The following is a 25,639-nucleotide window of genomic DNA, read 5'->3' as shown; positions in this document are numbered from 1 at the left end:
TGAGTTTGCGGGGCCTGGGAGGGTGGCGCCGTCCGCGTCGCTCCGACCCATGCGACGAGAAACCCGGGCGGGGGCCCGGGAACGAGTAGACGAGGAGAGGGATGTCATGACCGAGCTGAGGCCGATTGGCCAGGGGGACTGGGACCGCTTTGCGGAGCGATACAGCGTTCCGGAGAACGTGCGGCAGTACATGGCGAGGCTCTTCTCGACCTTGCAGGTGCGCTTTGCGCTCGCGGCGCCCGACCGCTTTGGGGTGGGGGAGACGGGCCGCGTCCTCGCCAGCCTGGGGGAGGATCCCGCCGGCGCCGCAGAATTTCTCCGCAAGCAGTACAAGATCGGTTTTCTCGACCTGGTGGACGAGGCGCAGACGTCCTGGGAGCTTGCGGGCTACGCCACGTTCCTGGACGTGTGGCCGGTGTGGGAGAACGAGGAGTACCGCTCCCGCTTTACCCCTGAGGAGCTCCGCGACATCGACTGGAAGTACTTTCACGCGAGCTTTGACCCCCGCGAGCGGCAGGCTCGCGAGCAGGGGGTAGCGCCCACCGAGGACGAGGTCTACACCTTGCAGGAGACCCTGGACTGGATCGACCGGAACGGCAGACCCGCCTACCTCAGCTTCTGCGACTGCCGGAGCCTCGCCGGAGACTGCGGCAAGCCGCGCGAGACCTGCATCTCGTACCGTGACGGCATCAACACGTATGCGCATCGCGGGTGGTCGCGCAGGCTCAGCGTGGAGCAGACCAAGGAGGCCGTGCGCAAGTTCGACCGTGCGGGCCTCATGCACACCCTTAACGGCACCACCATCTGCAACTGCTGCGGGGACTGCTGCTACCTCTCGCGCGGGCGCGAGCAGCTGGGCAGCGGGCCCAACTGGCCGCTGGCGCACCACGTGGTGGAGTACGACCGGGAGCGCTGCGTGGGCTGCGGGCTCTGCGTGCGTCGATGCTGGCGCGACGTGTTCGAGCGCACGCCGGACCGCAAGGTGAGCGTGGACGCCACCCGCTGCGTGGGCTGCGGCCTCTGCGCCAACACCTGCCCAGCCGGTGCGCTGACCATGGCGGAGGCAAGCTACCCGGGGCTGCGTCCGGAGGAGCCGGACCCCAGCCGCGTCCACAGCCATTAGGGGTGGTTGGGGGCGAGGTCGCACCGCCCCTCTCGCCTGCTGCAAACCTCGGGAGAAACGAGGGAGAGACATGCCCTACACGGCATATGACAACCGCAGCCTTGGCTTCACCACGCGCCAGCTGCATGCCGGCTACAACCCGGCGGAGAACCACTACGCCAAGAACGTGCCCATCTACCAGACGGCGGCGTTTGAGTTTGGCGACTTTGACCGCTGCCTGCGCGTGTGCTCGCACGAGGAGCCCGGCGCGGTGTCGTACTCCCGCTGCGCCAACCCCACCAACCAGGTGCTGGAGGAGCGCATGGCCTCGCTGGACGGCGGCGTCGCGGGCCTGAGCTTCTCGTCCGGCATGGCGGCGATCACGGGGGCCATCCTCAACCTGGCGCAGGAGGGGGACCAGATCGTGGCGGCGCCCACCATGTACGGCGAGAGCGTGACGCTGCTGACCAAGGTCCTGCCCGACCTGGGCATCACGGGGCGCATCGTGGGCAATCCGGACAACCTGGACGAGTTCGAGGCGCTCATTACCCCGCGCACCAAGGCGGTCTACATCGAGAGCCTGGGCAACCCGTGCATCAACATCATCGACTTCGAGGGCCTGGCGTCCCTGGCCCACGCCCACGGCATCCCGCTGGTGGTGGACAACACCTTTGCCACGCCGTACCTGTTCAGGCCCTTTGAGCACGGGGCGGACATCGACGTGTACTCCGCCACCAAGTACCTGGGCGGACACGGCACCACCGTCGCGGGCGTTGTGGTGGAGCGGGGTGGCTTTGACTGGTCAAATGGTCGGTTCCCCCAGATGGAGGAGTTCCTGCGCGAGTCGGGACGCTCGGATGACCCCCACCCCTTCACGAGTCGCCTCTACAACCGGTCGCTCTCGTACTTTGGCGCGCACCTGGCGGCGCAGTCTGCCTTCCAGATCCTGCAGGGGATCGAGACCCTGTCGCTCCGCATGGAGCGCCATGCCTCCAACGCGCAGCGCGTGGCGGAGTTCCTCTCGGCGCACCCGGCCGTGTCGCATGTGGACTACCCGGGCCTTCCCGACAACCCCTACCACGAGCTGGCCCAGCGCTACTTTCCGCGCGGGCTCACGGGGATGATGTCGTTCAGGGTGCGTGGCGGCAGGGAGGCGGCAATCCGCTTCCTCGACGCGGTGGAGGTCTTTGACCAGATGGTCAACGTGGGGGACGCAAAGTCATACGTGGTGTATCCGGCGATTGCCACCCACTTTGGGCTCTCGGAGCAGGAACAGGCCAAGGCGGGCATCTATCCCGACACGATCCGCGTGTCGGTGGGCATCGAGGACGTGGAGGACCTGCTCGCCGACCTGGACCAGGCGCTGGGCAAGGCGGCCCGGGCGTAGGGCGAGAGGGACGCGCCGTCCCGGGTCCCATGACCGACGGAAGATGGCGAGCTTCGGCACCCGTCACGCTTCGGCGCGGCGGGTGCCTGTCCTTGGGTGGGGGAGAGGGGCGTTGCGCTTGGGTCGCGCCCCGTGCGGTTGGGGAATAGCGGGACACCGTTCCCCTCGCCGTGCGTGGATGCGTGGGGAGATGGACGGGCATTCAGGTATCCTTGGGCAAAGTCAACCGGAAGGAGCGCCCATGATGCCCTCCGTCACTCGCCGGACTGCCCTTCTCGCCCTCGCCGCGCTCTCGGCGGCGCCCATCCTCCATGGGTGCGAGACGCTCGCGCCCTCGTCTCCGGGGTCAGTAAGGCCGCCGTCCGCGCGCGAGCTCACGGCAGATGCTGCGGAAGACTCTTCGCCATCGGGGGCGTACGACCTGACGAAGGTGCTCACGGACGACGCCTCCAGGGAGGCTGCCTACGGGTTTGCGGTGGGGCTGTTGAGGGAGAGCCTCGCCGCGTCTGACGGCGACGTGCTGGCGTCGTCCCTCTCCGCGCTGTATGCCCTCGCGCTCGCGGCAAACGGTGCGTCTGGCCAGACGCGCTCCCAGATGGAGGGCGCCTTTGGGATGACCACGGACGCGCTGACCGACTATCTCGCCGCCTATTCGCGGAGACTTGCTGGCAAGCCGCTCGCGAGCGGGCTGGATGCCGGCGGTCCTCTCAACCTCAAGAGCGCGAACTCGGTCTGGGTGCGCGACGCGGAGGGGCTCCAAGTTTCGGGGGACTGGCTCGGAACGTGCGGGGGGAAGCTCGGCGCACAGGCGTTTGCGGCGCCCTTTGACTCGTCGACGGTGGAGGACGTCAACTCGTGGGTGTCGGACAAGACCGACGGTATGATTTCCCGGCTCATGGACCAGATTTCCCCCGACGCCATGGTCTACCTGGTGAACGCCCTTGCCTTCAACGACGCGTGGGACGAGCCCTTTGAGAGGGACGCCACCAAGGACGCCAACTTCACCTGCGAGGACGGGACCGTCCTGAGCGTGCCCATGATGCACTCGCGCGAGGAGGTCTACCTGGCGAACGACTTGGCGGAAGGCTTCGTCAAGCGATACGAGAACGGCGACTTCGCCTTCGTGGGCATCCTGCCGCGGGAGGGCCATACGGTGAGCGATGTGGTCGCGTCCCTCGACGGCGCGTCGCTCGCGTCGCTGGCGCTTTCCGGTGTGGCCAACACGGTGGTCGACGTCGGCCTTCCCCGCTTCACGATCAACTGGGAGGCGGGACTCGAGGAGCAGCTCAAGGCGCTGGGGGTTACCGACGCCTTCGACGCGGACCGCGCCGACTTTTCGCCGATGGGGACCGTGGGCGACGGGAGCCTCTTCATCGGCAGCGTGATTCAGAAGACCTACGTGGACGTGAGCGAGGAGGGCACCCGCGCGGCCGCCGCAACCTCCGTTGGCGTTTCGGGCTCCTCCGCGCCGGGGTCGGGGGAACCCGAGGTCAAGACGGTGATCCTGAACCGTCCGTTCATCTACCTCATCGTGGACTGGCAGTATGGGACGCCGCTCTTCGCCGGCGTTGCCCAGCGGGTGGGGGAGTAGGGCGCGTCTCGCCCAATCGGTTGATGGGAGCCCCGGTTTGCTGCGGTGCGGGTCGGTGCCAGTGACTGCGTACGGGCCCCTGAATAACGAGGTGCTGAGAAAAGTCGAGTTGTGGCAATTGAGAGGCGCACTCCGCTGAGAAAGACGAGCTATTGGCAGACCACGGGGTAGTTTCTGCCCTCAATCGTTGCCAAAACACCATCTCCCTCAGCGGAACAGCCCCCTCGAATTGCCACAACTCGACTTTTCTCAGCACCCTCGACGCTTCGCTGTCCGAAGCGGGGCTTTGAGATGTTCCCAACGCCTAACCAAGTGGTGACGCCATGCCGCCGAGTGACAGCAGATGGGCCTCGCTGGGTATCCCCCATGCCAAACCCGGCGGTGGCGCCTTGCATGGCGTTCCCTACAGGTAGACGTCCGCCTCCTCGCGGCCAAACTTGTGCAGCAGCTCGTGGCAGGGCTTGCAGGCGGCGCAGTCGCAGAACTTGGCACCGGCCTCCTTGCGCGCCTGGGAGTGTGCCAGCATCTTGGCGGCGCCCTCCTCGCCAAAGACCTGCCTGCCGGTGTCGGATCCGGCGAAGGCAATCAGGTCGTCGATAGTGGTCTGGTGCTCGCTGATGGCGTCGAGGAGCGTGTTGGTCGCGGCATCTGCGTCCTTGCCTGCGGCGATGGCATCCTTCCACGCCTGGGCCGCCCGCTTGGTCTCCTCCGAAGCTGACGGCGCGGAGAGCATCTGGTCCACCTTGGTCGATGCGAAGTCCAGCAGTTCCTTGTCCATGTGACTCCCTTCCTCTGGGGTTTAGCCGAGAACGGCTTGTCAGCAGGTCTTATACGATTGCCTACCGGGATGGGTTCCGCTCCGTTGTGGGTCGTCTCGCCCGATTGGATGGCTGGGGTGTCGGCGCGGTTTGGGTCACCCCTCGGCGCTCGGCTGCTCAAACCCCAGTCGCGCCAATCGTTGCGCGGGGTCAATGGGCTAAGAGTTGAGCGGGCCGTTCGCGCCGGACGCCTTGCCGCAACCAGCGTTTGCCCGCCCCCCCGCTTGGGAAACCCACAGGCATGCGCCCCTTCTGTGCCAAGTGCTATGTAGTTGATAACATATCACTAGCTCCGCGAGTCGGGGCAAACCCCAACCATTACATGCCTTAGATAGAGGAGAACATACCTATGTACTTTGACCACCATGATCATCACGACCATCACGGAAACCACCACTACCACGGACATGGCCACCACGGTCGCCACGGCGGTGTTGACCGTCAGCACGAGGGCGGCACCGAGCAGCAGGCGGAGACGAACTCCGCCTCCGCCGTCATCTGCCCCTGCATGGGCGTGACCGAGTCCGACGTCCAGCGTGCCGTCGCGAACGGGGCGCGGACCCTCGAGGACGTCGAGGGCACCACCGGCGCCGGTACCAGGTGCGGCCGGTGCGTCGGCGCCATTGATGCCTGCCTGCAGCGGGAACTGGCTGCCCTGGCGTCGTAGTCGCGGCGAAGGCGGGCGGCGCTTCTCGCCTGCCTGGAGTCCCGGACTTTCGCCGACGTCCCCTTGGTCGGACCGCCTCGTAAGATTCCGCGCGTTTACGTGCTCCTAAACGCGCCATTTCTTACGAGACGCCCGGCGGTCGCGCTGTGCGCAACATCCTGCCTAGGGCGAGAGCCACAGCGCGCGGGTCGCCATCCGTCTCGTCTGGCCCAGACTGCTCCGAATCCCTATGGCCGTGAATGGCCGCAGTTGCTGCAGAACCTGCCTGTGTTTTGGGTTCCGCACGAGCACGTCCATGGAACGTCTGCAGATTGTGGCCTGGGGCTGCCGCAGTTGCTGCAGAACCTGCCGGTGCTCTGTGCCCCGCATGAGCAGGTCCACGCACTCGAAGCCGTCGCCCTTGGATTGTCCGTCGCCGCAGGCTGGGACTGCCCTCCGGGAGATGCCGGCATCGGCCCGCCAACGGGAGACGGTCCACCCGCCCCCGGCCCGCCCCCGGCGCCCATGCCATAGAGCCCCTGAGCGTTCATGCCTCCGCTCATGGCGCTGGCCATTCCCATGCCCATGAACCCTACCGCTGCCCCAGCCTGGTTGGACGCCGCCAGGCGCATGGCATCGGCCTGGGATGCGGCAAGGTTCGCCGCCGCCATCGTGGGGTCGCGCAGCACGGCCGCCTTCTGGAGCTCCTTGATCGTCGCCTCGTCTTCGGGGGACGCGGCGATGGAGTTGACCCCGAACGCCGCCACCTCGATTCCGCGCGTCTGCCCCCACGAGTCGGAGAGCTCCTCGTTGAGCGCATGCGCCAGCTCCCTTGTGTGGGCGGGGACCGCCGAGTACCTCACTCCCATGGCAGAGATCCTCGCAAATGCTGGCTGAAGTGCCGTGAGCAGTTCGCTCTTAAGTTGCGAGTCGATCCTGTCGCGCGTGAAGGTGTCCTCGACGTTGGCGCACACGTTCTTGTAGAACATGAGCGGATCGACGATTCGGTACGAGTACTCGCCGTTGCAGCGAACGGAGATGTCCACGTCCAGCCCTATGTTCGCATCTACTACGCGGAAGGGCACCGGTGCCATGGTCCCGTACTTATTGCCCACGACCTCCTTGGCGTTGAAGAAGTAGACGCGCTGGTCCTTGCCCGTGTCGCCGCCAAACGAGAGGCGCGTTCCCACGCGCTCGAAGGACGTGCGTATCCGCTTTCCGAGGGAGCCACCCTCGCCAAAGAGGAGGCTCGGTTCCGTCGAGCCGTCGAACACGAACTCCCCGGCCTCTCCGCACGCCTCAACCACCGCGCCCTGCTCCACGACGATCATGTACTGGCCCTCGTTCACGGCTATGATCGACCCGTTGGAGATGATGTTGTCCTCGCCGCGGGTGTTTGACGAGCGGCCCTGCGAAGAGACCCGCTTGCGCCCCCTTCGCAACCAGGGTGTTCGCGTCAAGCGAGTCGCAGTAGAAGTAGTCTCTCCAGGTGTCGGCAAGAACCCCACCCATTGCGCCAACGCCAGCCCGTATCAGCCCCATGGCTCACGCTCCTTCTCGTCCGTGGCTCCTTCAGGCTCAACTGCCTGCGTCCTCAGAGTGACGCGGGGACAGTTGGGGCGGTATCACCGAACGTCCCATATCGCTTGGCGAACGTTGGCCCTTCGACCAAAAGTGCCGCGTCCGACGCAGCTAGAATCGTCTTATGGGCTGTCGCTGATGCGTGAGGGAGAGGGGCAACCCGCGTGGGCCGGTCTTACGACACGTTTGAGCGCAGGGTACTTGTCGGCGCGTGTGCCGGTGGGACGATGCTGTGCCTGACCCTTCTCGCCATGCAGGCGTTTGGAGGCATGCTGCCTCCCGAACCGGGCAGTAGCGTGCTCCTGCTGGGTTTTCCCTTCTCGTGGGGTTCCTACAACGCAGTGCCCTCCTCGACGTCTGGCCTCATGCTCCTTGCTGCCCCAGCGGCGGCGGTGTGGGGCTTCTCGGTTCACATGAGGTGCTCGGACGCGCAGATTCGCCGCTGCCTCAAGGGCGTCGCGTTGCTCGTTGGGCTGTGGATGCTCGACGTGCTCGTGAAATATCGCATTCCCATCGACGCCCCTCGCCTCATCGCCTTCCTCTGGTATCTCTACTACGTCCCCATGACGCTCATCCCGGCGCTCTGCCTCCTGTGCGCCCTTCGCGCCTCGGCTCTGGACGAGAGACCATTCGCGATCGTCCTGCGCAGGGTCCTCTGGGTGGCGAGCGGCGCAATCATCGCGCTGGTGCTCACCAACAGCCTCCACCTCCAGGTCTTCTCGTTTGACGTCTCTGACCCCGACTGGCAGTCCGCCTATGCGTACAACTGGGGCTATTGGCTTGCCGTCGCGGTCTATGTGGCGGAGTACCTGGGATTCTTTGCACTCCTCCTCGTGGCGTCCCGACGGAGGTTGCGCGGGGTCATTGGCGTTCTGGTCATGGTTGCGGTCCCCTTTGCCGCCTACTCCCTCATGTATGCGCTTCGGCACGAGTTTGCGATCAGGACTAACTTCTCCCTCAACTACTGCGTCGTGGTCGTGACCCTCCTCGAGCTTGCCCTGGACTTTGGCCTCCTTCCCTCGTATGGCTGGTACGACGAGGCGTTCTCTCGCCTGCCGCTCGATCTCAAGGTCCTTGCCAGGGATGGTTCTGTGGCATTTTCCACCGACTCGGCAGGTCCCGTCCCGGAGTGCGTCCTCGATCTAACGAGGAAGGTCGCGCAATCGGGGACGCACTCCGGGGCAACCCGATTCAGGACCTCCGCGATCCCCCACACGCTCTTCAAGGTCTATGGGGTGAGCGGAGGGGCGGCTCTTCTCGCCGAGGACGTGGCCCCGCTTGACGAGCGCCGTCGCATCCTCACCCAGAGGCAGGAACGCCTGAGGAGAAGCAACGAGGTCCTCCGCCACGAGAGCGGCGTGCGACGCGAGCTGTGGCGCCTCCAGAGCGAGGAGAGCCTGCTCCGTGGGATCGAGGAATCCGTGTCGGACAAGGTGTGCCGCATGCGCCAGATCCTCGCCTCCCTTCCCAGGGGGGCAGGGGAGGACGACCGCGCGCGGCGTCGCGACATGCTCACCGAGGTCAAGCTGCTGGTGGCCTATTGCAAGCGCAAGGGCGCCTTGGTCCTCTCGGAGCGGAGCGACCCCGAGTTCGACCGAGACCGACTACAGCTCGTCTTCAACGAGACGGCGTCCGACCTGCGTTCAATCGGTGTCGACTGCGCGGCGATGGTGAGCGAGGAGGGGGACCTGCCGGCCGGCGTGGTGAGCGTTCTCTACGACTGCCTGTATGACGTGGCTTCCGCCGCCCTCTTCGCGACCGACCCCATACTCATGCTGTTCGTGGGTGGGGACGGGGACGGCGTGGAGATGCGGGCCGCGCTGGAGGCCGCGATGGTGGACCAGTCCAGGCTGGAGTCTGCCACGCAGAGCCTTCGGGATGACCTTGCCGGTGCGGGCGAGGTCCTCTCCCTCGAGCTGTCTCCGACCTCTCTCAATGTTGCCGTCCGCGTTCGCGTGCGCGAGTCCACGCGACAGGGGGGAGGGGAGACGTGACCCACCTCTCTCTGATGCGGGCGTCGACGCTGGTCCTCATCTGCACGCTGCTGTTCCTCCTCTCTGCCGGTCAGACCATCCACGCGTGCTTTGTCTACGTGCGTAGGGACGGTGCCTCCCGCTGGCTTCGCGTCTGGTACGAGGCAATGCTTGCGACTCACCTTGTGCTTGCATGCGCCGTGGCGAACTCGGCGATAGAGAACCAGGGGGCGATCGTCATCTGGCTGCATCCGGTGCTCCTTCTGGTCGAGCCGCTGCTCTGGGCAAACGCGGTCGCAACCGTCCTGGGGCTACTCTACGCCGTGCGCATGCGACGCCCCTGGATGGCTGCCGAGCTTGCCCTTCTCGCCTGCTGTACCCCGCCGGCCATATCTGCCATGGGAAGGGCGTCCTCCATCCTCCTTGTCGTCGACGTCTCGTACTTCGCCGCCCGCGTGGGTGCGACGCTGGCGCTCGACGTCCGCGACAGCAGGGCCTCGGTCTCGCGCCTCTCCCTCGTCGATGCCCTTGACGCCCTGCCCGAGGGCGTGATGTGGATGAACGGGGACTGCGAGGTTCTGTTCATGAACGACGCGATGCGGGAGAGCCTCGTGCGCCTTGGGCTGACGACCGACCTTGCGGATGCGCGCGGGCTTTGGCCTCGCGCCAGGAGCCTTGCAAGGGAGGCGTCCGCCGATCGACTGCTCGTAGAAGTGGACGGCGAGACGACCCGGCTTTTCGTGCGCGACAGGGTGGTGCTGCGCAAGACGCCCTGCGTACGCGTGATGGCTCTCGACGTGACCGAGGAGGCGGCGATTAACGCGCGCCTGGAGAGCATCAACAGGCTCCTAGAGGCTGCAAATGAGGAGCTGCGCACGTCGCTGGCGCGGGTCCAGAAGGTTGCAGAGGCCGAGGCGATCGTGCGGATGAAGGTGCGCGTCCATGACACCATCGGCTCGCGTCTCTCCGTACTCCACCGCTTCCTCGAAGACGACCGTGATGACCCGGAGGCGCTCGAGAGGATCACGGGGTTCCTCAACGGCATCATGGATGACCTCGTCGAGACGGACCGCCCCTCCGCCAGCGCCGGCCTGAAGTCCATATGCAGCGCCTTCTCCCTCGTGGGGGTGGACGTGCGTGTGACGGGAGAACTTCCCGCCGACGAGACGGTTGCCCGCGCGTTCGCCGAGATCGTTCTCGAGGCGGTGACCAATGCGGCGAAGCACGCCCAGGCGCGTCACGTGAGCGTGAGGCTCCAGGGTCGCCCCGACGGCGAGTCGTCGCTGGTGGTGCGCAACGACGGGGACGTGCCAGACGTCATAGTCGAGGGGACGGGTATTCCGGGCATGCGTCGCGTGGCGGAATCCGTGGGCGCCACGCTCTCCGTGAGCGCGGGTCCGCCCTTCGTCGTGAAGGCAGTGCTTCTACCGCGGGATGGGGGAGCGGTGGCTGCCAGGGAGGGCGAATCCGTCAAGGAGGCCCAAGGGGAGAGGGGGCTCGCATGATTCGCATCGTGCTCGTCGAGGACCAGGCGATGCTTCGGGAATCGCTTGCATGCACCATCAACGCCCAGGAGGACATGGAGGTCGTGGCCTCCCTCGCAAATGCCGCGGACGCCCTCGAGGCTACGCGCCGGTCCGGCGCCACCTGCGCACTTCTCGACGTGTGCACCGAGAACGACTCGAGCGGCATCGTGGCGGCCCGGCTCATCAAGGGGGAGCTCCCCGACGTAAGGGTGGTCATCATGACGGTCCTGCCAGAGATCACCTTTGTGGACCGTGCCCGCGAGGCGGGCGTCGACAGCTTCGTCTACAAGAACGTGGGGACGGGCGAGCTTCTGAGCATCATCCGCTCGACCATGGAGGGCTACTCTACCTTTCCCCTCTCCAGGCAGCGCATCATCCCTGATGGCGTGGAGCTCTCTCAAGTCGAGATAGACATCCTGCGACTGGTGTGCGAGTCGAAGACCAGGAGAGAGATAGCCGCGGAGCTCTATCTCAGCGAGGGAACGGTCAAGCGGCACATCTCCGAGATCCTCGCCAAGACCGGCTACGACAACATCCTGCGCCTTGCCGTCCACGCGGTCTCAAACGGCTTCATCGTCCCCGGCATGAGAGGGGAGAGGTGACGCTGCTTCGGTAGGCGGCATCACCGGGATGGGGTTGAGGCCTGCGTTTCCGCAACGCTCCCCTCTCTGCCGGGAACGAGGGACCGCGACAACCTCCTGAGGTGTGTACGTTGGAGGCGATGGGTGCGGCTGGGGCGATGGCCCCCCGTTCGTCTCGCCAGCCCCTCCTTTGGACGTCGTGTCTTGCCCCGCGGTCGCAGATGGGCCGCGGGGCACTTCTTCGCACGGCGGAGGCACGACACAATCTGTGGTGAAGGGAGTTGGGGACGAGACGGGATGTGCCTGGTGAAGGGGAGTGGTGAGTATGGGGCTGTTCGGGAAGATCTTCGAGAAGAAGGCCTGCAGCATCTGCGGCGGTGAGATAGGGCTTCTCGGCAATCGCAAGCTCGAGGACGGCAACCTCTGCAAGGAGTGCGCGAGCAAGCTCTCGCCCTTCTTCGGCGACAGGCGTCGTTCGACGGTTGGGCAGATTCGCGAGCAGCTCGACTGGCGCGAGGCGAACAAGGAGCGTGTCACTGCCTTCAACGTCACGCGCACGCTGGGGAGCGACACCAAGGTGCTCCTGGACGAGGATGCGGGACGCTTTCTGGTGACGTCTGCCTCGCGCTGGCGCGACGCGAATCCAGATGTGCTTGACTTCTCGCAGGTCACGGGGTGTGACACGGAGACGCGCGAGACGCGCACCGAGCTCCATTGGAAGGACAAGGACGGCCAGCAACACAGCTATGACCCGCCTCGCTACGACGTGGACTACGACGTCTACGTGACCATTCATGTGAACGTGCCCTACTACGACTCGATCACGTTCAAGGTGAACGACTATCGAATCGAGGAGCGCAACTCCGTGGAGTTCCACGAGGCGGAGCGGCAGGCGGGCGAGATTCGCGATGCGCTCACGCAACTGCGCGAGAGCGAGCGCGAGAGGGTCGCGGCCGCCGCCGCTCCGAAGATTGCCCGCACGTGCCCGTTCTGCGGCGCGACGACCATACCGGATGCCAACGGGTGCTGCGAGTACTGCGGAGGGGCGATGGGCACCTAGGGGTCCTGTCGATGGAGGAGGACGGAACCAAGATGTCGTTCGAGAGGGGCAAGCCCGACACCAGCTCGAGCGACTCGGCGGCAGCCGCTGACAGCGCTGCCACGTCGGGTTAGCGTCGGCGGGCGGTTGTCTGCAACGTAGACGAAACGGTTTGCCCCATGGGCCGCTGTGTCCCGTGGGGCAAACGCCGTTTTTCTCCCGGGCTGAGGGTCTCGTAAGACATCGCGCGCTTACGGCACCGTCGAACGCGCCTATTCTTGCGAGACCCCCGGCGGTCGGCTCTGCACGTAGCGTCCTGCCCTGGGTGAGGGCCGCGCACCCCGAGGCGCCGCCCTTCTCGCCTAGCCCAACACGTCCCTGATCTCGGCCTCCGCGTCCTCCCGAGAGGTCGCCCAGCTACCCTGCACCATCTGCGGCTTTCCGCCGCCGCGCCCATCCAGCCTGCGGTTGAGCTCCTTGCACGTGGGCCTGAGGTCCGTCTCGCTCGCGGCAATCACGTAGGCGATGCGACCGGCATCGCCCTCCACGTTCGAGAGCGCCGCGCACGTCGCCACGTCGTCCCGCTCCAGCGCGCGCTCGCACAGGTAGCGCAGCTCCTCGACGTCGAGGTTCGGCTCAAACCGCACGAGCAGCCCGCCCTCGGGCTCAAACGCCCTGACCTCGCGGTCGATCTGCTGCCGCACGGACTGCTTGAGTTGCCGCTTGAGTTCGTCCTTCTCGCCCGAAAGCCGTCGGACCGCCTCGGGAACCTCCTCGTCGGCAACCGAGAGGAAGTTGCTCACCTCGCGAAGCTGGCCCATGCGCTCCTCGCACAGCTCCAGCGCGCGTCGTCCGCACAGCAGCTCCAGGCGGGTCTTCTTCTTTTTGGTCCCCACGCGCAGGATCTTGATCAGGCCAACCTGCCCCGTGGTCGCCACGTGGGTGCCGCAGCACGCGCACGAGTCGACGCCCGCGATCCTCACCACGCGAATCTGGCCCTCGTGGTCCTTCTTGCTGCGGTAATCCATCGCCTCGAGCTGCTCGGGGTTGGGGAGAAGCGCCTCGACCTCCACGTCCTCGCGAACGGCCGCGTTGGCGCGGCGCTCCACCTCGAGCGCCTGGTCCGCCGTGAGGATGCCGTTGAAGTCGACCTCGATGCACCTCTCGCCCATGTGGAACCCCACGTTGTCGTAGCCAAAGAGCGCGTGGACGATGCCCGACACCATGTGCTCTCCGGTGTGTGCCTCCATGTTGTCGCGGCGCCATGCCCAGTCGAGCGCGCCGTGGACGTGGGCGCCAACGGGGAGCGGCGCGTCCGAGAGGTGAGCCACGCCCTCGCCGCCCTCGCCTGGGACGGCCTCGCGAACGTGAGCGACGACCTGGTCCTCCCCGTCGCCAAGAGTGAGCGTGCCGCGATCGCCGGGCTGTCCTCCACCTGTGGGATAGAACGCCGTCTGGTCCAGCTCGATGGCAAAGCCGTCGTCGCGCGGCGAACACGACGTGACGGTCGCGTCGAACACGCGCGTGTAGGGCTCCCGGTAGTACAGCTCGTCAAAGGTCTCCATGTCCCCGTGCCTCCCATGCGCCGGCCTGCGGCGCGTCGAATTCTCGCCGCGGCACATGATAGGCCCGTTTCCACGTGCCTGGGGGGAGGGACGATGGCACGGGGTTGCCGTCGCAACGTTACGGCGGAGTGTGGGCTCGTTGCAGGCGGTCGAACTCCCAAAAGAATCTTCGACGGTGGGTTGCCGGCGCTTTCGCGCCTGTGCCTGCTGAGAAAATGCGCGTTGTGGCAATCCTGGAGCTCGGTGAGGGCACCGTGCGCCCCTTACCTGCTGAGGAAAGTCGAGTTGTGGCAATCCGGTAGCTCCGCACGGCCCCGCGCACCACTTACCTACTGAGGAAAGTCAAGTATTGGCAGTCATCGGGGGCTCCTCATTGCCAAAGCTCGCGTTTCCTCAGCAGAACGCCCCCGTGGGACCCCATCGATTGCCAATACTCGCAATTCCTAAGCAGGGTCCCGCTCGTCGATGATTGCCCGCTGTCTGACTGATAGCTACAGGTCGATATTCCTCGGAAGCAAAACCCGGCTCCGGCGTCCGCGGCAAAGCCCGAAAAGAGGCGGGCCGGGACGGAAGGCTCAACCCACCGTCCCGGCCCAGCGCATGCCGTCTGCGCGCCGCGGCTTTACAGGCTCTCGTGGAAGATCTGCTCGACCTCCTCGGTCGTCAGCTTGTGGTAGCCGCCGTCCAGGATGAAGGTCGCCTTCACTGCATCGGGGATGTTCTCCTCGGTCAGTCCCAGCTCGCGGGCGCTCTTGACCACGCCAATCTGGTCCATCCACTCGCTCATTGCCTCCAGGCCCGCCTCGGCGACCTCGCGCTCGGACTTGCCGGAGTCATCCACGTTCCACACCGCACGGGCAAAGCGCGCGAACTTCTCCACTCCGTAGGGCATGACCAGGCGATAGTAGGGCAGGCTCACGGCGGAGAGGGTCATGCCGTGCGTGGCGTCGGTAACCGCTCCGATGGCCTGGCCCAGCATGTGGACCTCCCAGTCGGTCGACTTGCCGCACGCGATGAGCGTGTTGAGCGCCCAGGTGCAGACCCAGCTGATGTTGGAGCGCGCCTCGTAGTCGGTGGGGTCCTTAACCGCGATGCGGCTTGCGTGCACCAGGCTGCGCATGAGGCCCTCGGCGATGTAGTCGCTGGTGTTGTCATCGGTCCCGGAGAAGTACTGCTCGCAGATGTGGTTGAAGGCGTCGTAGATGCCTGCGCGCATCTGGTAGTCGGGCACGGTGAAGGTGACCTCAGGATTCACGATGGCAAAGCGCGGGATCACATTGGGGCCAAACACGTGGCCGATCTTGAGGCCCTCCTCGTGGTTGGTGATCACGGAGCCTGCGTTCATCTCCGACCCGGTGCCGCTCATGGTCAACACGTCGCCCACGGGGATGACCTTGCCGGTCGGCTCCTCCATGTGCAGGTACAGGTGCTCCCAGGGGTCGCCCTCGGTCCATGCGGACACAGAGACACCCTTGGCGTAGTCGATGGTGGAGCCGCCGCCCACTGCCAGGATCAGGTCGACGTCGTTCTCGCGTGCGACCTTCGCGCCCTCGCGCAGCTTGTCTGCGGTGGGGTTGGACATGACGCCCGGAACCTCGAACACGGTCTTGCCGGCAGCCTCAAGCGCGGTGATGACCTTGTCATAGACGCCGTTTCTCTTGATCGAGCCGCCGCCATAGGTGAGAAGGACCTTGGGGCCGTACTCTGCGAGCTCGCTGGGGAGCTCGTCGAGCGCGTTGGGCCCAAAGTGGACGCGGCAGGGGTTGTGGTAGGTGAAGTCTCCGAGCATGGCGCTTCCTTTCGTCGAAGGTACGTTCTTCTCTGTTGTAGAATCTCAACCTAGCTTTAGGTCTAGATACGAATTTGAGGTGCACGCGATGTACACAATCGGCCAGGTCTCTCGGATGTTCGGCCTTCCGGTTTCGACCATCCGCTACTACGACAAGATGGGGCTCCTTCCTGGGTTGGAGCGCACGTCGGGTACTCGACGCTTTGGCGACGACCAGATCGAGGCGCTGCGTTTGATCGAGTGCCTCAAGCGCTCGGGGCTCGAGATCCGAGACATCAAGCGCTTCATGGACTGGTGTCAGGAGGGTCCCAGCACCTACGACGATCGGCTGGAGCTCTTCCGCGAGCAGCGCCGCAGGGTGGACGAGCAAATCGAGGAGCTGGAGCGCACCCGCGCGATGATCGACTGGAAGTGCTGGTACTACAGTCAGGCGTGCGAGTGGGGGAGCGAGGAGTTTGCAGCCGACCTGCCCGACTGCCTCCCCGCGGACGGCAGGCGGCTCTGGGATGCCGCGCATGCGGACTTGCCAACCCCGACGGCGGAGACTGCCCCAGCCGTCGGGACCACCTCCTCCGCCCTCTAGCGATACGGCACGAGCGCGACGCTCTCCTCGATCACCGACGCCAGCAGTCTGAATCCGCGCAGGTCACACTCGGTGAAGCGGGCCTTCTCCGGACTGTCGCAGTCCAGCACGCCCACAACCTGCTGGCTTCCGTCCGACAGTTGGCGGTGGAGGGGCACGACCACCTCCGACTTTGACGCGCTGTCACACGCGATGTGGCCGGGGAATGCGTGGACGTCGGGAACGAGCTGCGCCGCATCCTCGCGCGCGGCGGTCCCGCACACGCCGCTCCCAAACGGGATGGACGTGCAGGCGACCCGCCCCTGAAACGGCCCCAGGACGAGCGACTGGTCATCCGCCCCATCCACCAGGTAGAAGCCAACCCAGTTGATGTCCGACACCTGGTCCCAGATGAGCGCCGCGGCGTTCGAGAGCGCGGGAAGCCAGCGCTCGTCACCCTCGGCAAGCTCCTTGAGCTGCTCCGCCACCAGCGAGTAGTCGACCTTCTCCGCCATCCCAACGACCCCCTTGCAATCGTCAAACGTTCCCAGTCGCTCGCGAGCCTCCCGCAAGCGAGCCCTGCGTTGCGGGGATGGTACCCATTCGCTGCCTTCATCGTCTGGTGCCAGTGTTGGAATCTGCCGGGGGAGAGACATGCGCGCGACCTGCCCCGCGACCCATCCCGCCGGCCGCCAGCGGCACTTCGTCGGAAGTCGCGCGCCGGTCGTGCCATGGGTGTACAACACGGAACCGATGAGCCCAGGCTCGGCGATGTGGAGGCGCGAAGGTGGAGGCGTCCGTCTCCCTTGCCCTTGGGAAGCCGTGCGCGTATACTTCTCCCTTGCATGACGGGCCGTCCCCAACGGCTCCACATATTCGGGCGTTTAGCTCAGGGGGAGAGCGCTTCCCTGACACGGAAGAGGTCAGAAGTTCAAATCTTCTAACGCCCACCATAAACTCGCAGGTCAGAGGCTATGTCCTCTGGCCTGTTTTCGTTTGGTGCACGCAAGAGTGCACGCGGAGTGCACGCAACCCATCCAGGACGCTTCCGCGGAATGCCGTTTCATCTGCGTGTCAAAATTTACCTTATACATTTTGAACTCTCCATTATGCAGACACATTTTTCGAGTCCGCAGTGCCGCCCCGCGTGCATGACGGTCGTCCATGATCCTTCTTCCAGCTGACCGTGGCTGTGCCGATTTTCTGGTCGGGAAGCCACGGGAAGCCCGTGGAAGCCAGGCGTCCACGCGAGGCACGCATGGTCGAAAGTGCCAGTCATATACATGTGTCGTCGCCACTCATGGCGACGCGCACGACTGGCACATGGTGGCACACGATGTCACCCGAGACGGGAACATTTGGGAGGGATTCGCATGGCTGCGGATCAGGCCGGGAGCCGCACGGACAACGGGCATCGGGGAGAATCCCCCGCCGTTCCGAGGAACGAGGAGGACCTCGAGAGGATCGCCCGCATCTGCGCGGCGGGTGCCGATGGCGACCTCTGGATGGACACGCGTTCGGTCGAGCTCTACCTGGGGATCTCCAGGCGCACCCTGTACCGGCTCGTGAAGAACGGCGCCATACCCGTGAGCAGGGTCGGCAGGAGGATTCGCGTGAGCAAGCGCGCCCTCGACGCCGCCGTAGCGGCAGGTCTGGTCTGGTGACCCGCCGTGCCCCCGAAAGAACAAGGCAACGTCGCTCGTATAACGTTTTATGAGCAGCGGCCGGCAGGCCGGGCCCGCGTCTCCAACGGCCTGCCAGCAGGCCCCCACCACCGGCTTCGGACGCCGGTCGGAACCCAACGAGGCGAACGGGGGCGATTCCGATGAGTGGAAGAGGCGGCGAAGAGGAGAGGGTAATCTACGTCCTGCAGATGGTGCAGGACTACCTGACCATAGCGGACGTGGGGAAGCTGATGCACGTGAAGGTGACCACGGTCCGTGAGCTCGCCTTGAGGGACGTCGATCCGATACCCTTCAGGATCTTCGAGGACCAGCGCAGGAACCCCCTCGTCCACGCGGACGAGTTCAAGCTCTGGTGGGACAGGAACACGGTCCCCTACAAGGACTCCCCCGCGGGGAGGAACGCGACGGTCTACAAGAGGTCCTCACATGGCACGGGGCACTGACGGGAGGGCGCACGAGCGCGCCGTCGAGTACGTGCGGGTCTACCGGTTCATGACCGAGGGGATGGGCCTCCGAGGCTGCGAGCTGCTCGTCTACGCGAGGATCTTCGGCTTCTGCAGGCACGAGGGCGTCGAGTTCTACGAGAGCAAGAGGGGCACGGCACGCATGCTCGGCGTCAGCGAGCGACAGGTCCACCGGGCGGTCTCAGCGCTGGAGGCCAGGGGCCTCATCGTCGAGCTCGGCGAGCACGTGCTGCCCAACAAGCGGATCACAAAGAGGTACGGGCTCGTGGACAGCGCGGTCGAGCGGGCGGTCAGGGTCACGGAACGGAGGAACAGGTCCGTGGGAGGCTGAGCCACCCATGACGGCGTGGCATGGCGGGAGGCCCCACGCCCATGACGGGACGTCACGCCGCCAACCGGGCCCCCATGACATCGCGTCAGCGGCAGGGGTGACGCGGCGTCACCCGATAAGAGAGGAGGGACATGAAAGGAGAGACAGCAAAGGCGCCAGACCCCAGGCGCTCGCTCATCGGGCCGGCCCAGGCGAGGGAGCTGGGGCTCGGCCCCGAGCCGCCCGCCGCACGCTGCCCGTTCTGCGGGAGGGCGCTCGAGGCGAGGGGCGTCGTCGTCGGCGAGAGGGTCGTGTGGGTCTCCAGGGAACGCTGCTCGTGCAGCGGCGCCGCCGCCGCCGAGGAGGAGTCGCGCCGCGCGGAGGGCGAGCGCCAGGCGCAAGACCGCGAGGCCCGCCTCGCACGGTGCGGGATAGGCCGCCGCTTCCGATCGGCGCTCCCCACGGACGAGGCGTGCTCGTCGTTCGCGATGGGGTACCGCCACGGCACCGGCAACGGCCTCTACATCCACGGCGGGATCGGCGTGGGAAAGACGTACAACGCCGCCGGCATCGCGTCCGTGCTCCTCGACCGGGGGGAGACCGTCGCCTTCACGACCTCGGTCGAGCTCCTCGCGAGGATCAGGGACACCTTCGACGACGCCTCCCCGGCAAGCGCCGCCTCGGTAAAGGAGCGATACCTCTCGTGCGAGGTGCTCGTGCTCGACGACCTGGGGAAGGAGACGCAGTCGCCCTGGACGGTCATGACGCTCTTCGAGCTGCTGAACGCGCGCTACGAGGGGATGCGGTCCACGGTCATCACCACCCAGTACACCATGGACGAGCTCGAGGCGCGGCTCGCGAGGCGGGGCGAGGCGGAGACCGCGAGGGCGATAGTCTCGCGGATCAGGCAGACGTGCGACGACGTGAGGCTCGGCGGTCCGGACAAGCGGCGCGCCGCCGCCACGCCCCCGCAGATGCGGAGAGTTTATGACGGGATACCCTAGGGAAGCCCAGGGAAGCCAGGCGCCCCGGCGGGCCGACACGCGCCGTCCCATCCCCTGTAGAAGGGTGTGGGGCGGCGTCGCCGCGGCGCCACACAGGACATGGCGGGGACTCGGCCGGGCGCGGCCGTCCCGGCGGCCCGCCCCTCACGCAAGGAACGGGGGGCGGGCATGGCGGACGACTACGGCGACGACTCGGGACAGAGGCTCTACGACATGATCGTCCGCGCCGGCACGGTCGCCGCGGAGCGCTCCGGGCTCTCCGCGCGCGACGGCGCCATGGGCGAGGCGGCCGCGAGGATCGAGGAGGCGCTCTCCGCGCTCAGGCGGCAGCTCGGCGACCAGGCGGCGCCGGGGCCCGCGAGGGAGGAGCCGCGCGATGGCGCGACGCCCAAGTACGCCCGCCTCGACGTCCGCGAGCTCAAGGCCATCGACGGATTCGAGGAGCTCAAGGGGATCATCCACTCCGACCTCGAGGCGCACGGCGTCGGCAACGGCTTCGTGGAGGGACGGGACGGCAGGACCGAGCTCGTCTTCAGGCTGGACGACGCGCCGAGGGTGGCCGAGTGCCTGGACCACCTCATCGAGGAGACCCATAGGGCCGCCGAGCGCGCGGAGCGCGACGCCCGCGCCCGCGACGACGGGGACCGCGACGAGAGGGGCCACGCCGACGAGGCGCGCGACGACGACCACACCGGCGAGACCCGCGGCGACGGGAAGGCCGTTGCCCGGAAGGACCGAGACGCGGAGCCCCTGGAGGACCGCGGCAGGCGCGCACGCGAGGCGTCGGAGGCCATGCGCGACGGGTCCGGCGCGCGCGACCGCGAGCGCGGGCGCGACCTAGCGCCCAGGCGCGAGGAGCGGTCAAAGTGAGCGCCGGCAAACCAAAGGGGACACTGGCCGCGGCCATCGGCTCCGCGGCCGCGTTCGACGCAGCCGACCTCCTCGCGGACCTCGCCGCCGCGTCCGGCGCGGACCCCGTCGGCGCCGTCGAGTCCGCCCTCGCCGGCCTCCCCGCGCACGCTCTCGCCCGGCACCTGCTGCCGGCGGCGGGACCCGCGCAGCTCGCCTGCGGCACTGTGGCGGCGTGCGCCGTGTGGGTCGCGTGGGCGCGCGCCCTCGCGCACTCCGGCAACTGGCGGCGCGGCGAGGAGGGCGGAAGCGCCCGCTGGGCGGACGCCCGCGAGATGCGCCCCTTCGCGGACCGCGCGCACCCCGACCACAACATCCTGCTCACGGAGGGCGTGTCCCTCGCGATGTCCCGGGACGACCACGACGCGCGCTACGAGCGCAACCGCAACGTGCTCGTGGTGGGCGGCTCCGGCTCGGGCAAGACGCGCGGCTACGTGCTCCCCAACATCATGCAGATGAACGCGTCCTACCTGGTCACCGACCCCAAGGGCACGCTCGAGCCCACCTGCGGGGCGATGCTGCGCGCCCACGGCTACCGCGTGGCGTGGCTCAACACCGTGGACTTCTCGCGCTCGAGCCACTACAACCCGCTCGCCTACGTGCGCACCCAGCAGGACGTGCTCGAGTTCGTCGACTGCCTCATAGAGAACACGAACGGCGAGAGGACGAGCTCGGCTGACCCCTTCTGGGAGAACGCCGAGCGGCTCCTGTACACCGCGCTCGTGGGGTACCTCGTCGAGCACTGCCCCGAGGCGGACCGCAACCTGCCGGGGCTCATGACGCTGCTGTCGCTCGCGGAGGCGAGGGACGAGGACGAGTCGTTCATGAGCCCGCTCGACGTGCTCTTCGAGGAGCTGCGCACCGGCTGCACGTGCGTGCCCGTGCGCGAGGCCGCCTCGGGCGACGGCAGGTCGGTCACGCGCGGGCGCGGCCCGGGCGTGCGCTGGGTGCCCGTGACCGAGCCCGCCCCGGGCGACTTCTCGCTCTCGCGCTACCACGCGTTCAAGACGGCCGCGGGGAAGACCCTCAAGTCGATCATCATCAGCTGCAACGCCCGCCTGGGCAAGCTCGACTCCGCCGAGCTCCGCGAGGTCCTCTCGGACGACGACCTCGGGCTCGAGGGGATGGGCGACCCCGGCGCGCGCGTGGCGATCTTCGCGACGCCCTCCGAGACCAAGAGCACGTACAACTTCCTCTACGCGATCCTCGCGTGGCAGTGCGTGGGAAGGCTCTGCGACCGGGCGCTCGTGCGCTACGGGGGCTCGCTCCCGACGCCGGTGCACCTCGTGCTCGACGAGTTCTGCACCATCGGCAAGCTCCCCGACATCCAGACCACCATAGCCACCGTCCGGTCCAGGAACATCGGGATGACGCTCGTCGTGCAGTCGCTCTCGCAGCTCACCGCGCGCTACGGCGAGGACGCCGAGACCATCGCGGACTGCTGCGACACGACGCTCTTCCTCGGCGGCAAGTCCACCAAGACCAACAAGGCCATATCCGAGCAGGTGGGGCAGCAGACCGTCTCCACCCTCTCCAGCACCGAGAGCCGCGGGCCCTCGGGCGGCTCCTCCAGGAGCTACCAGCACGAGGCCCGAGACCTCATACAGGCGTCCGAGGTCGGCAGGATGGACCGCCGCATGGCGATCCTCCTCGTCTCGGGCTGCGACCCCGTGATGGACCGCAAGCTGAGCCCGGAGTCCCACCCCAGGGCGGGCGAGCTCTCGCGCGGCGCCCTCGCGGGCGGCGGGGAGGGGGCGGGACGGATGAAATGAGCCACGGCCGCGCGGGGACCCGGCGGCCGACCCGCGCCGCGGCCGGGAAAGGCCGCCGCAATGCAGGGATCCGACACGGGAGGGGTGCGATGCTCTCCAACATCATCAGGCTCGTCTCGGGGTGCGTCACGTTCCTCGGGAGCTTCCTCATCGTCTGGGGCGCGGTCGCCCTGGGAATCGCGATCAGGGGGCCCGAGGCTGGCGGCTCGCAGATAGCGAGCGCCATCTCGACCATCGCGGGCGGCGCCATCGTCGTGGCCGCGGCGGTCTACTTCGGGATGATCGACACGTCCTGGCTCCCGGCCTAGGGGGCCGGCCATGCCGCTCTCGGTCGCCGTCCACAAGGACATAGGCGAGTACCAGGAGAAGGTCGTCGGCAAGCTCAGCCTGCGCACGCTGCTGTGCGTCGCGGGCGGGCTCGCCACGTCGGTCGCCGCGGCGGCCGCGTGCCAGCTCCTGCTGGGCATCGAGGCCGCGGACGCGAGCCTGCCCGTCATGTGCGCGTCGCTGCCGTTCTGGCTCGCCGGGTTCTGGCGGCCGCACGGCATGCGGGCGGAGCGGTTCCTGCCGCTCCTTTGGGAGCACGCGACGGGCGACGGCGTGCTGCTCTACAGGGGCCCGGAGGCCCACCGTCTCCCAGACGGGCCAATCGCAGTTAGGACGACGCGCCGCCACAGGCGCCGCGCCAGGAGGAGGGGGGCCGAGCTCCGTGAGCCGAGCAAGGAAGGAAGCTAGCGGCGAGGGAGAGGGTCGCGGGCCGAGGCTGAGGCTCGCCGGCAGGGGCAAGTCCGTCGGGCAGCGCATGCGCGAGCAGGACCGCGAGCTCGCCGACGCCACCGCCGAGCAGAGGCGCCGCCGCCACGCGGCGCGCGACGTCTACGACGCCATCGGGTTCGAGTCCATGTGGGCGGACGGGATCTGCGAGGTGGAGCGCGGGCTCTTCTCGCAGACCGTGGCCTTCTCGGACATCAGCTACCAGAGCGCCCGGAAGGAGGCCCAGGAGGCGGTCTTCTCCGCCTGGTGCCAGCTCCTGGACGGGTTCGGCGCCGACTCGTCGGTGCAGCTCTCCATCACCAACACGCCGATCCCCGCGGAGGAGATCGGCAGCCGATCGTTCTTCGACGAGTCCGACCCGGTGACGGGGCGCTTCGCCGCCGAGTACAACCGCATCCTCAACGACAAGATGCGCGAGGGCATCTCGAACCTCGTGCGCACGCGCCACCTCACCTACGCGGTCGGGGCGCGCGACGTGGAGTCGGCGGTGCCCCGCCTCGCGAGGATCCGCGGCGAGGTCACCCAGGCGCTCCAGCGCGTGAGGTGCGAGGTCGAGCCCCTGGACGGGCCGGCGCGCCTCGAGGCGATGGGCGCCCTCATAAGGCCGGGCCGCCGCATCCCGACGGACTGGTCGCTCCTCGCAGCGCACACGGGGCTCAGGGCGAAGGACCTGGTGTGCCCGGGCTGCATCGAGACCAAGCCCGGGGGCTCGGCCTCCAAGCTCCGCATCGACGGCACCTGGTGCCAGGCGCTCGTGTTCCGCTCGTTCGGCAGCGAGCTCATGGACCGCTGCATCGCCGAGATCGTGGACCTGCCGATCCCGCTCTCCGTCTCCATCCACGTGCAGGGCATGGACAAGGCGCGGGCGGTCTCCTTCGTGAAGCAGCGCCTCGCCTGGATGGACAAGGAGATCATCGACGAGCAGCGAGCCGCCGTGAAGCGCGGCTACGACTACACGATCCTGCCCTCGGAGCTGCGCTACTCCAAGGAGGAGGCGGAGGACCTCCTCGACGACCTGCAGAACAAGAACCAGCGGCTCTTCCGCTACACGGGGCTCGCATGGGCCTACGCCGACACGGAGGCCGAGCTCGACGAGCGCGTGCTCCAGATCACGCGCGCCGCGAGGTCGAACTCCATCGAGCTCGAGGCGCTCGACTACCGCCAGCGCGAGGGCATGAACTCGATCCTGCCCCTGGGCAACAACCACGTGGACGTGGGGCGCTTCATGACCACGGCGGAGATCGCCGTGCAGATGCCCTTCGCCACCCAGGAGCTCAACCAGGAGGGCGGCGGCTACTACGGGCAGAACAAGGAGAGCTCGAACCTCGTGATCTGCAACCGCAAGCGCCTCGCGAGCCCCATGGGCTACGTGGCGGGAAAGCCCGGCAGCGGAAAGTCCTTCTCGGTCAAGCGCGAGATCGAGAACACGATACTGGCGTACCCCGACGACCAGGTCATCGTCTTCGACCCGGCCGGCGAGTACTCCTCGGTCGTCGTGCCCAACGGCGGCACGTGCATCAGGCTCGGCCCGGACTCGGACGCCCACCTCAACCCGTTCGACCTCGCGGACGTGGAGGGCCACGCCACGGCCTCGCAGCGCGCCTTCAAGATAGACGCGTTCCTCGCGCTGTCCGGCGCGACCATGGCGGAGGGCCGGCAGGGCCTGCCCGAGGCGGACAAGTCCATCATCAGCCGCTGCGTCGAGGACGCCTACGAGCGCTGCGCCGCCGAGGGGAGGGTGCCGGTGCTCGCGGACCTCTACGAGGGCCTGCTCGCGCAGCCCGAGCCCGAGGCCAGGGGGATAGCGCTGCGCTACGAGCGCTACGTGCGCGGGGCCACCTCGTTCTTCAGCCACGAGAGCAACGTGGGGTTCGACGCGCGCATCACCTGCGTCGACCTGCGCGACCTCTCGCAGAACATGCGCACCTTCGGCATGCTCACGGCACTGGAGAGCGTGCGCAACCGCATGTACGCCAACTTCGAGCGCGGCGTCACGACCTGGCTCTACATCGACGAGGTGCAGTCGCTCTTCGAGCACCCCTCGATCGTGAGCTACTTCTCGAAGTTCTGGGCCGAGGGCCGCAAGTTCAACCTGATCTGCACGGGCATCACGCAGAACTCCGTCTACATGCTGGAGCACGAGGAGGCCCGCAACATGGTCCTCAACTCCGACTTCGTGCTGCTCCACAAGCAGTCGCCGCTCGACCGCAGGGCCTGGGCTGACCTGCTGGGGCTCTCGGAGCGCGAGGAGGGATACATCGACGAGTCCGCCAAGCCCGGCGAGGGCCTCCTCATCGCCGGCGCCGCCCGCGTGCCCATAAAGGACGACTTCCCGAGGGGCCAGCTCTACGACCTCTTCAACACGAAGCCCGACGAGGTCGCCGAGCTCAAGCGCGCCTCCGGCGGGAGGGGCGCCAGATGAGCGCCGACGCGAAGGACGCCGAGAGCCGCCTGGCATCCCAGGCCCCGGACCCGGCGTCCGTCGCCTTCGAGGGCAGGACCGACGCCGTGCGCGCGGGGATCGTGCGCGACGCGGACGCGGAGCCCACACGGGCCCTCGG

23 protein-coding genes and 1 tRNA gene are annotated in these 25,639 nt (G+C 67.2%); 19 read left to right on the top strand and 5 right to left on the bottom strand.

Annotated elements, in window-relative coordinates:
* Positions 1–106: 106 nt before the first annotated feature.
* The 3 genes from FYJ68_RS09630 to FYJ68_RS09620 all read left to right on the top strand — a co-directional run bounded on the left by FYJ68_RS09630 (position 107) and on the right by FYJ68_RS09620 (position 4,080).
* Entirely contained in the window at positions 107–1,123 is a 1,017-nt protein-coding gene (locus FYJ68_RS09630) for a 4Fe-4S binding protein (RefSeq protein WP_195837798.1), read from the top strand.
* A gap of 70 nt (positions 1,124–1,193) precedes the next feature.
* Positions 1,194–2,489: an O-acetylhomoserine aminocarboxypropyltransferase/cysteine synthase family protein gene (locus FYJ68_RS09625; protein ID WP_154436073.1), complete on the top strand. Its 1,296-nt coding sequence runs from the start codon at positions 1,194–1,196 to the stop codon at positions 2,487–2,489.
* A 241-nt stretch (positions 2,490–2,730) separates the two neighbouring features.
* A complete protein-coding gene (locus tag FYJ68_RS09620) occupies positions 2,731–4,080 on the top strand; it encodes a serpin family protein (protein WP_195837797.1) in 1,350 nt (449 codons plus the stop codon).
* Between the two features lie 403 nt (positions 4,081–4,483).
* Here FYJ68_RS09620 and FYJ68_RS09615 read toward each other — a convergent pair whose 3' ends face one another.
* Positions 4,484–4,858: a 3-hydroxyisobutyrate dehydrogenase gene (locus FYJ68_RS09615; protein ID WP_154436071.1), complete on the bottom strand. Its 375-nt coding sequence runs from the start codon at positions 4,856–4,858 to the stop codon at positions 4,484–4,486.
* A gap of 389 nt (positions 4,859–5,247) precedes the next feature.
* On the opposite strand from FYJ68_RS09615, the gene FYJ68_RS10275 reads away from it, so the two are divergent.
* The gene (locus FYJ68_RS10275; protein ID WP_229772180.1) at positions 5,248–5,565 is read left to right on the top strand and encodes a (2Fe-2S)-binding protein; all 318 of its coding nucleotides are present in this window, start codon (positions 5,248–5,250) and stop codon (positions 5,563–5,565) included.
* A 227-nt stretch (positions 5,566–5,792) separates the two neighbouring features.
* Here FYJ68_RS10275 and FYJ68_RS09605 read toward each other — a convergent pair whose 3' ends face one another.
* On the bottom strand, positions 5,793–6,986 hold the full coding sequence (locus FYJ68_RS09605; protein WP_229772179.1) for an SPFH domain-containing protein: 1,194 nt from the start codon (positions 6,984–6,986) through the stop codon (positions 5,793–5,795).
* A gap of 303 nt (positions 6,987–7,289) precedes the next feature.
* Here FYJ68_RS09605 and FYJ68_RS09600 point away from each other — a divergent pair, with 303 nt between their 5' ends.
* From FYJ68_RS09600 to FYJ68_RS09585, 4 genes are all read left to right on the top strand, one after another.
* A complete protein-coding gene (locus tag FYJ68_RS09600; RefSeq protein WP_154436070.1) occupies positions 7,290–9,119 on the top strand; it encodes a hypothetical protein in 1,830 nt (609 codons plus the stop codon).
* Positions 9,116–10,603, top strand: a complete 1,488-nt coding sequence (locus FYJ68_RS09595; RefSeq protein ID WP_154436069.1) for a sensor histidine kinase — start codon at positions 9,116–9,118, stop codon at positions 10,601–10,603. Before FYJ68_RS09600 ends, FYJ68_RS09595 begins: the two co-directional genes overlap by 4 nt.
* Positions 10,600–11,226 (top strand): response regulator transcription factor, encoded by a 627-nt coding sequence (locus tag FYJ68_RS09590; RefSeq protein ID WP_154436068.1) that lies wholly within the window; start codon positions 10,600–10,602, stop codon positions 11,224–11,226. The genes FYJ68_RS09595 and FYJ68_RS09590 overlap by 4 nt, the downstream gene beginning before the upstream one ends.
* Positions 11,227–11,530: 304 nt before the next feature.
* The gene (locus tag FYJ68_RS09585; protein WP_154436067.1) at positions 11,531–12,265 is read left to right on the top strand and encodes a DUF4428 domain-containing protein; all 735 of its coding nucleotides are present in this window, start codon (positions 11,531–11,533) and stop codon (positions 12,263–12,265) included.
* A gap of 341 nt (positions 12,266–12,606) precedes the next feature.
* Here the strand turns inward: FYJ68_RS09585 and FYJ68_RS09580 are convergent, their stop codons facing one another.
* Positions 12,607–13,809: an alanyl-tRNA editing protein gene (locus FYJ68_RS09580; RefSeq protein ID WP_195837796.1), complete on the bottom strand. Its 1,203-nt coding sequence runs from the start codon at positions 13,807–13,809 to the stop codon at positions 12,607–12,609.
* Positions 13,810–14,431: 622 nt separating this feature from the next.
* Entirely contained in the window at positions 14,432–15,598 is a 1,167-nt protein-coding gene (locus FYJ68_RS09575) for an iron-containing alcohol dehydrogenase (RefSeq protein WP_154436065.1), read from the bottom strand.
* Positions 15,599–15,686: 88 nt separating this feature from the next.
* Here FYJ68_RS09575 and FYJ68_RS09570 point away from each other — a divergent pair, with 88 nt between their 5' ends.
* Positions 15,687–16,181: a MerR family transcriptional regulator gene (locus FYJ68_RS09570; protein WP_154436064.1), complete on the top strand. Its 495-nt coding sequence runs from the start codon at positions 15,687–15,689 to the stop codon at positions 16,179–16,181.
* Here the strand turns inward: FYJ68_RS09570 and FYJ68_RS09565 are convergent.
* The gene (locus FYJ68_RS09565; RefSeq protein ID WP_154436063.1) at positions 16,178–16,675 is read right to left on the bottom strand and encodes a GAF domain-containing protein; all 498 of its coding nucleotides are present in this window, start codon (positions 16,673–16,675) and stop codon (positions 16,178–16,180) included. The genes FYJ68_RS09570 and FYJ68_RS09565 overlap by 4 nt on opposite strands.
* 363 nt (positions 16,676–17,038) lie before the next feature.
* On the opposite strand from FYJ68_RS09565, the gene FYJ68_RS09560 reads away from it, so the two are divergent.
* From FYJ68_RS09560 to FYJ68_RS09515, 10 genes are all read left to right on the top strand, one after another.
* Positions 17,039–17,113: transfer RNA gene (locus FYJ68_RS09560), tRNA-Val, on the top strand.
* 420 nt (positions 17,114–17,533) lie between these two features.
* Complete coding sequence (locus tag FYJ68_RS09555) at positions 17,534–17,824, top strand: helix-turn-helix domain-containing protein (RefSeq protein ID WP_059053480.1); 291 nt, start codon at positions 17,534–17,536, stop codon at positions 17,822–17,824.
* Between the two features lie 161 nt (positions 17,825–17,985).
* Entirely contained in the window at positions 17,986–18,288 is a 303-nt protein-coding gene (locus FYJ68_RS09550) for a hypothetical protein (protein ID WP_059053483.1), read from the top strand.
* The gene (locus FYJ68_RS09545) at positions 18,272–18,640 is read left to right on the top strand and encodes a helix-turn-helix domain-containing protein (RefSeq protein ID WP_059053485.1); all 369 of its coding nucleotides are present in this window, start codon (positions 18,272–18,274) and stop codon (positions 18,638–18,640) included. The genes FYJ68_RS09550 and FYJ68_RS09545 overlap by 17 nt, the downstream gene beginning before the upstream one ends.
* Positions 18,641–18,771: 131 nt before the next feature.
* Positions 18,772–19,623, top strand: coding sequence for an ATP-binding protein (locus tag FYJ68_RS09540; protein ID WP_154436062.1), 852 nt, complete (start codon positions 18,772–18,774; stop codon positions 19,621–19,623).
* 168 nt (positions 19,624–19,791) lie between these two features.
* On the top strand, positions 19,792–20,493 hold the full coding sequence (locus FYJ68_RS09535) for a hypothetical protein (RefSeq protein ID WP_090862571.1): 702 nt from the start codon (positions 19,792–19,794) through the stop codon (positions 20,491–20,493).
* Complete coding sequence (locus FYJ68_RS09530) at positions 20,490–22,304, top strand: VirD4-like conjugal transfer protein, CD1115 family (RefSeq protein WP_172824992.1); 1,815 nt, start codon at positions 20,490–20,492, stop codon at positions 22,302–22,304. The genes FYJ68_RS09535 and FYJ68_RS09530 overlap by 4 nt, the downstream gene beginning before the upstream one ends.
* An 89-nt stretch (positions 22,305–22,393) precedes the next feature.
* Entirely contained in the window at positions 22,394–22,612 is a 219-nt protein-coding gene (locus tag FYJ68_RS09525; protein WP_059053491.1) for a hypothetical protein, read from the top strand.
* A gap of 10 nt (positions 22,613–22,622) precedes the next feature.
* A complete protein-coding gene (locus FYJ68_RS09520) occupies positions 22,623–23,039 on the top strand; it encodes a PrgI family protein (protein WP_090862568.1) in 417 nt (138 codons plus the stop codon).
* Complete coding sequence (locus FYJ68_RS09515) at positions 23,014–25,500, top strand: VirB4-like conjugal transfer ATPase, CD1110 family (RefSeq protein WP_197674329.1); 2,487 nt, start codon at positions 23,014–23,016, stop codon at positions 25,498–25,500. Before FYJ68_RS09520 ends, FYJ68_RS09515 begins: the two co-directional genes overlap by 26 nt.
* Positions 25,501–25,639 lie beyond the last annotated feature (139 nt).

Source organism: Olsenella porci, assembly GCF_009695875.1.
Classification (GTDB): domain Bacteria; phylum Actinomycetota; class Coriobacteriia; order Coriobacteriales; family Atopobiaceae; genus Olsenella_H; species Olsenella_H porci.
This window is presented reverse-complemented; position numbering and strand designations above follow the sequence as displayed.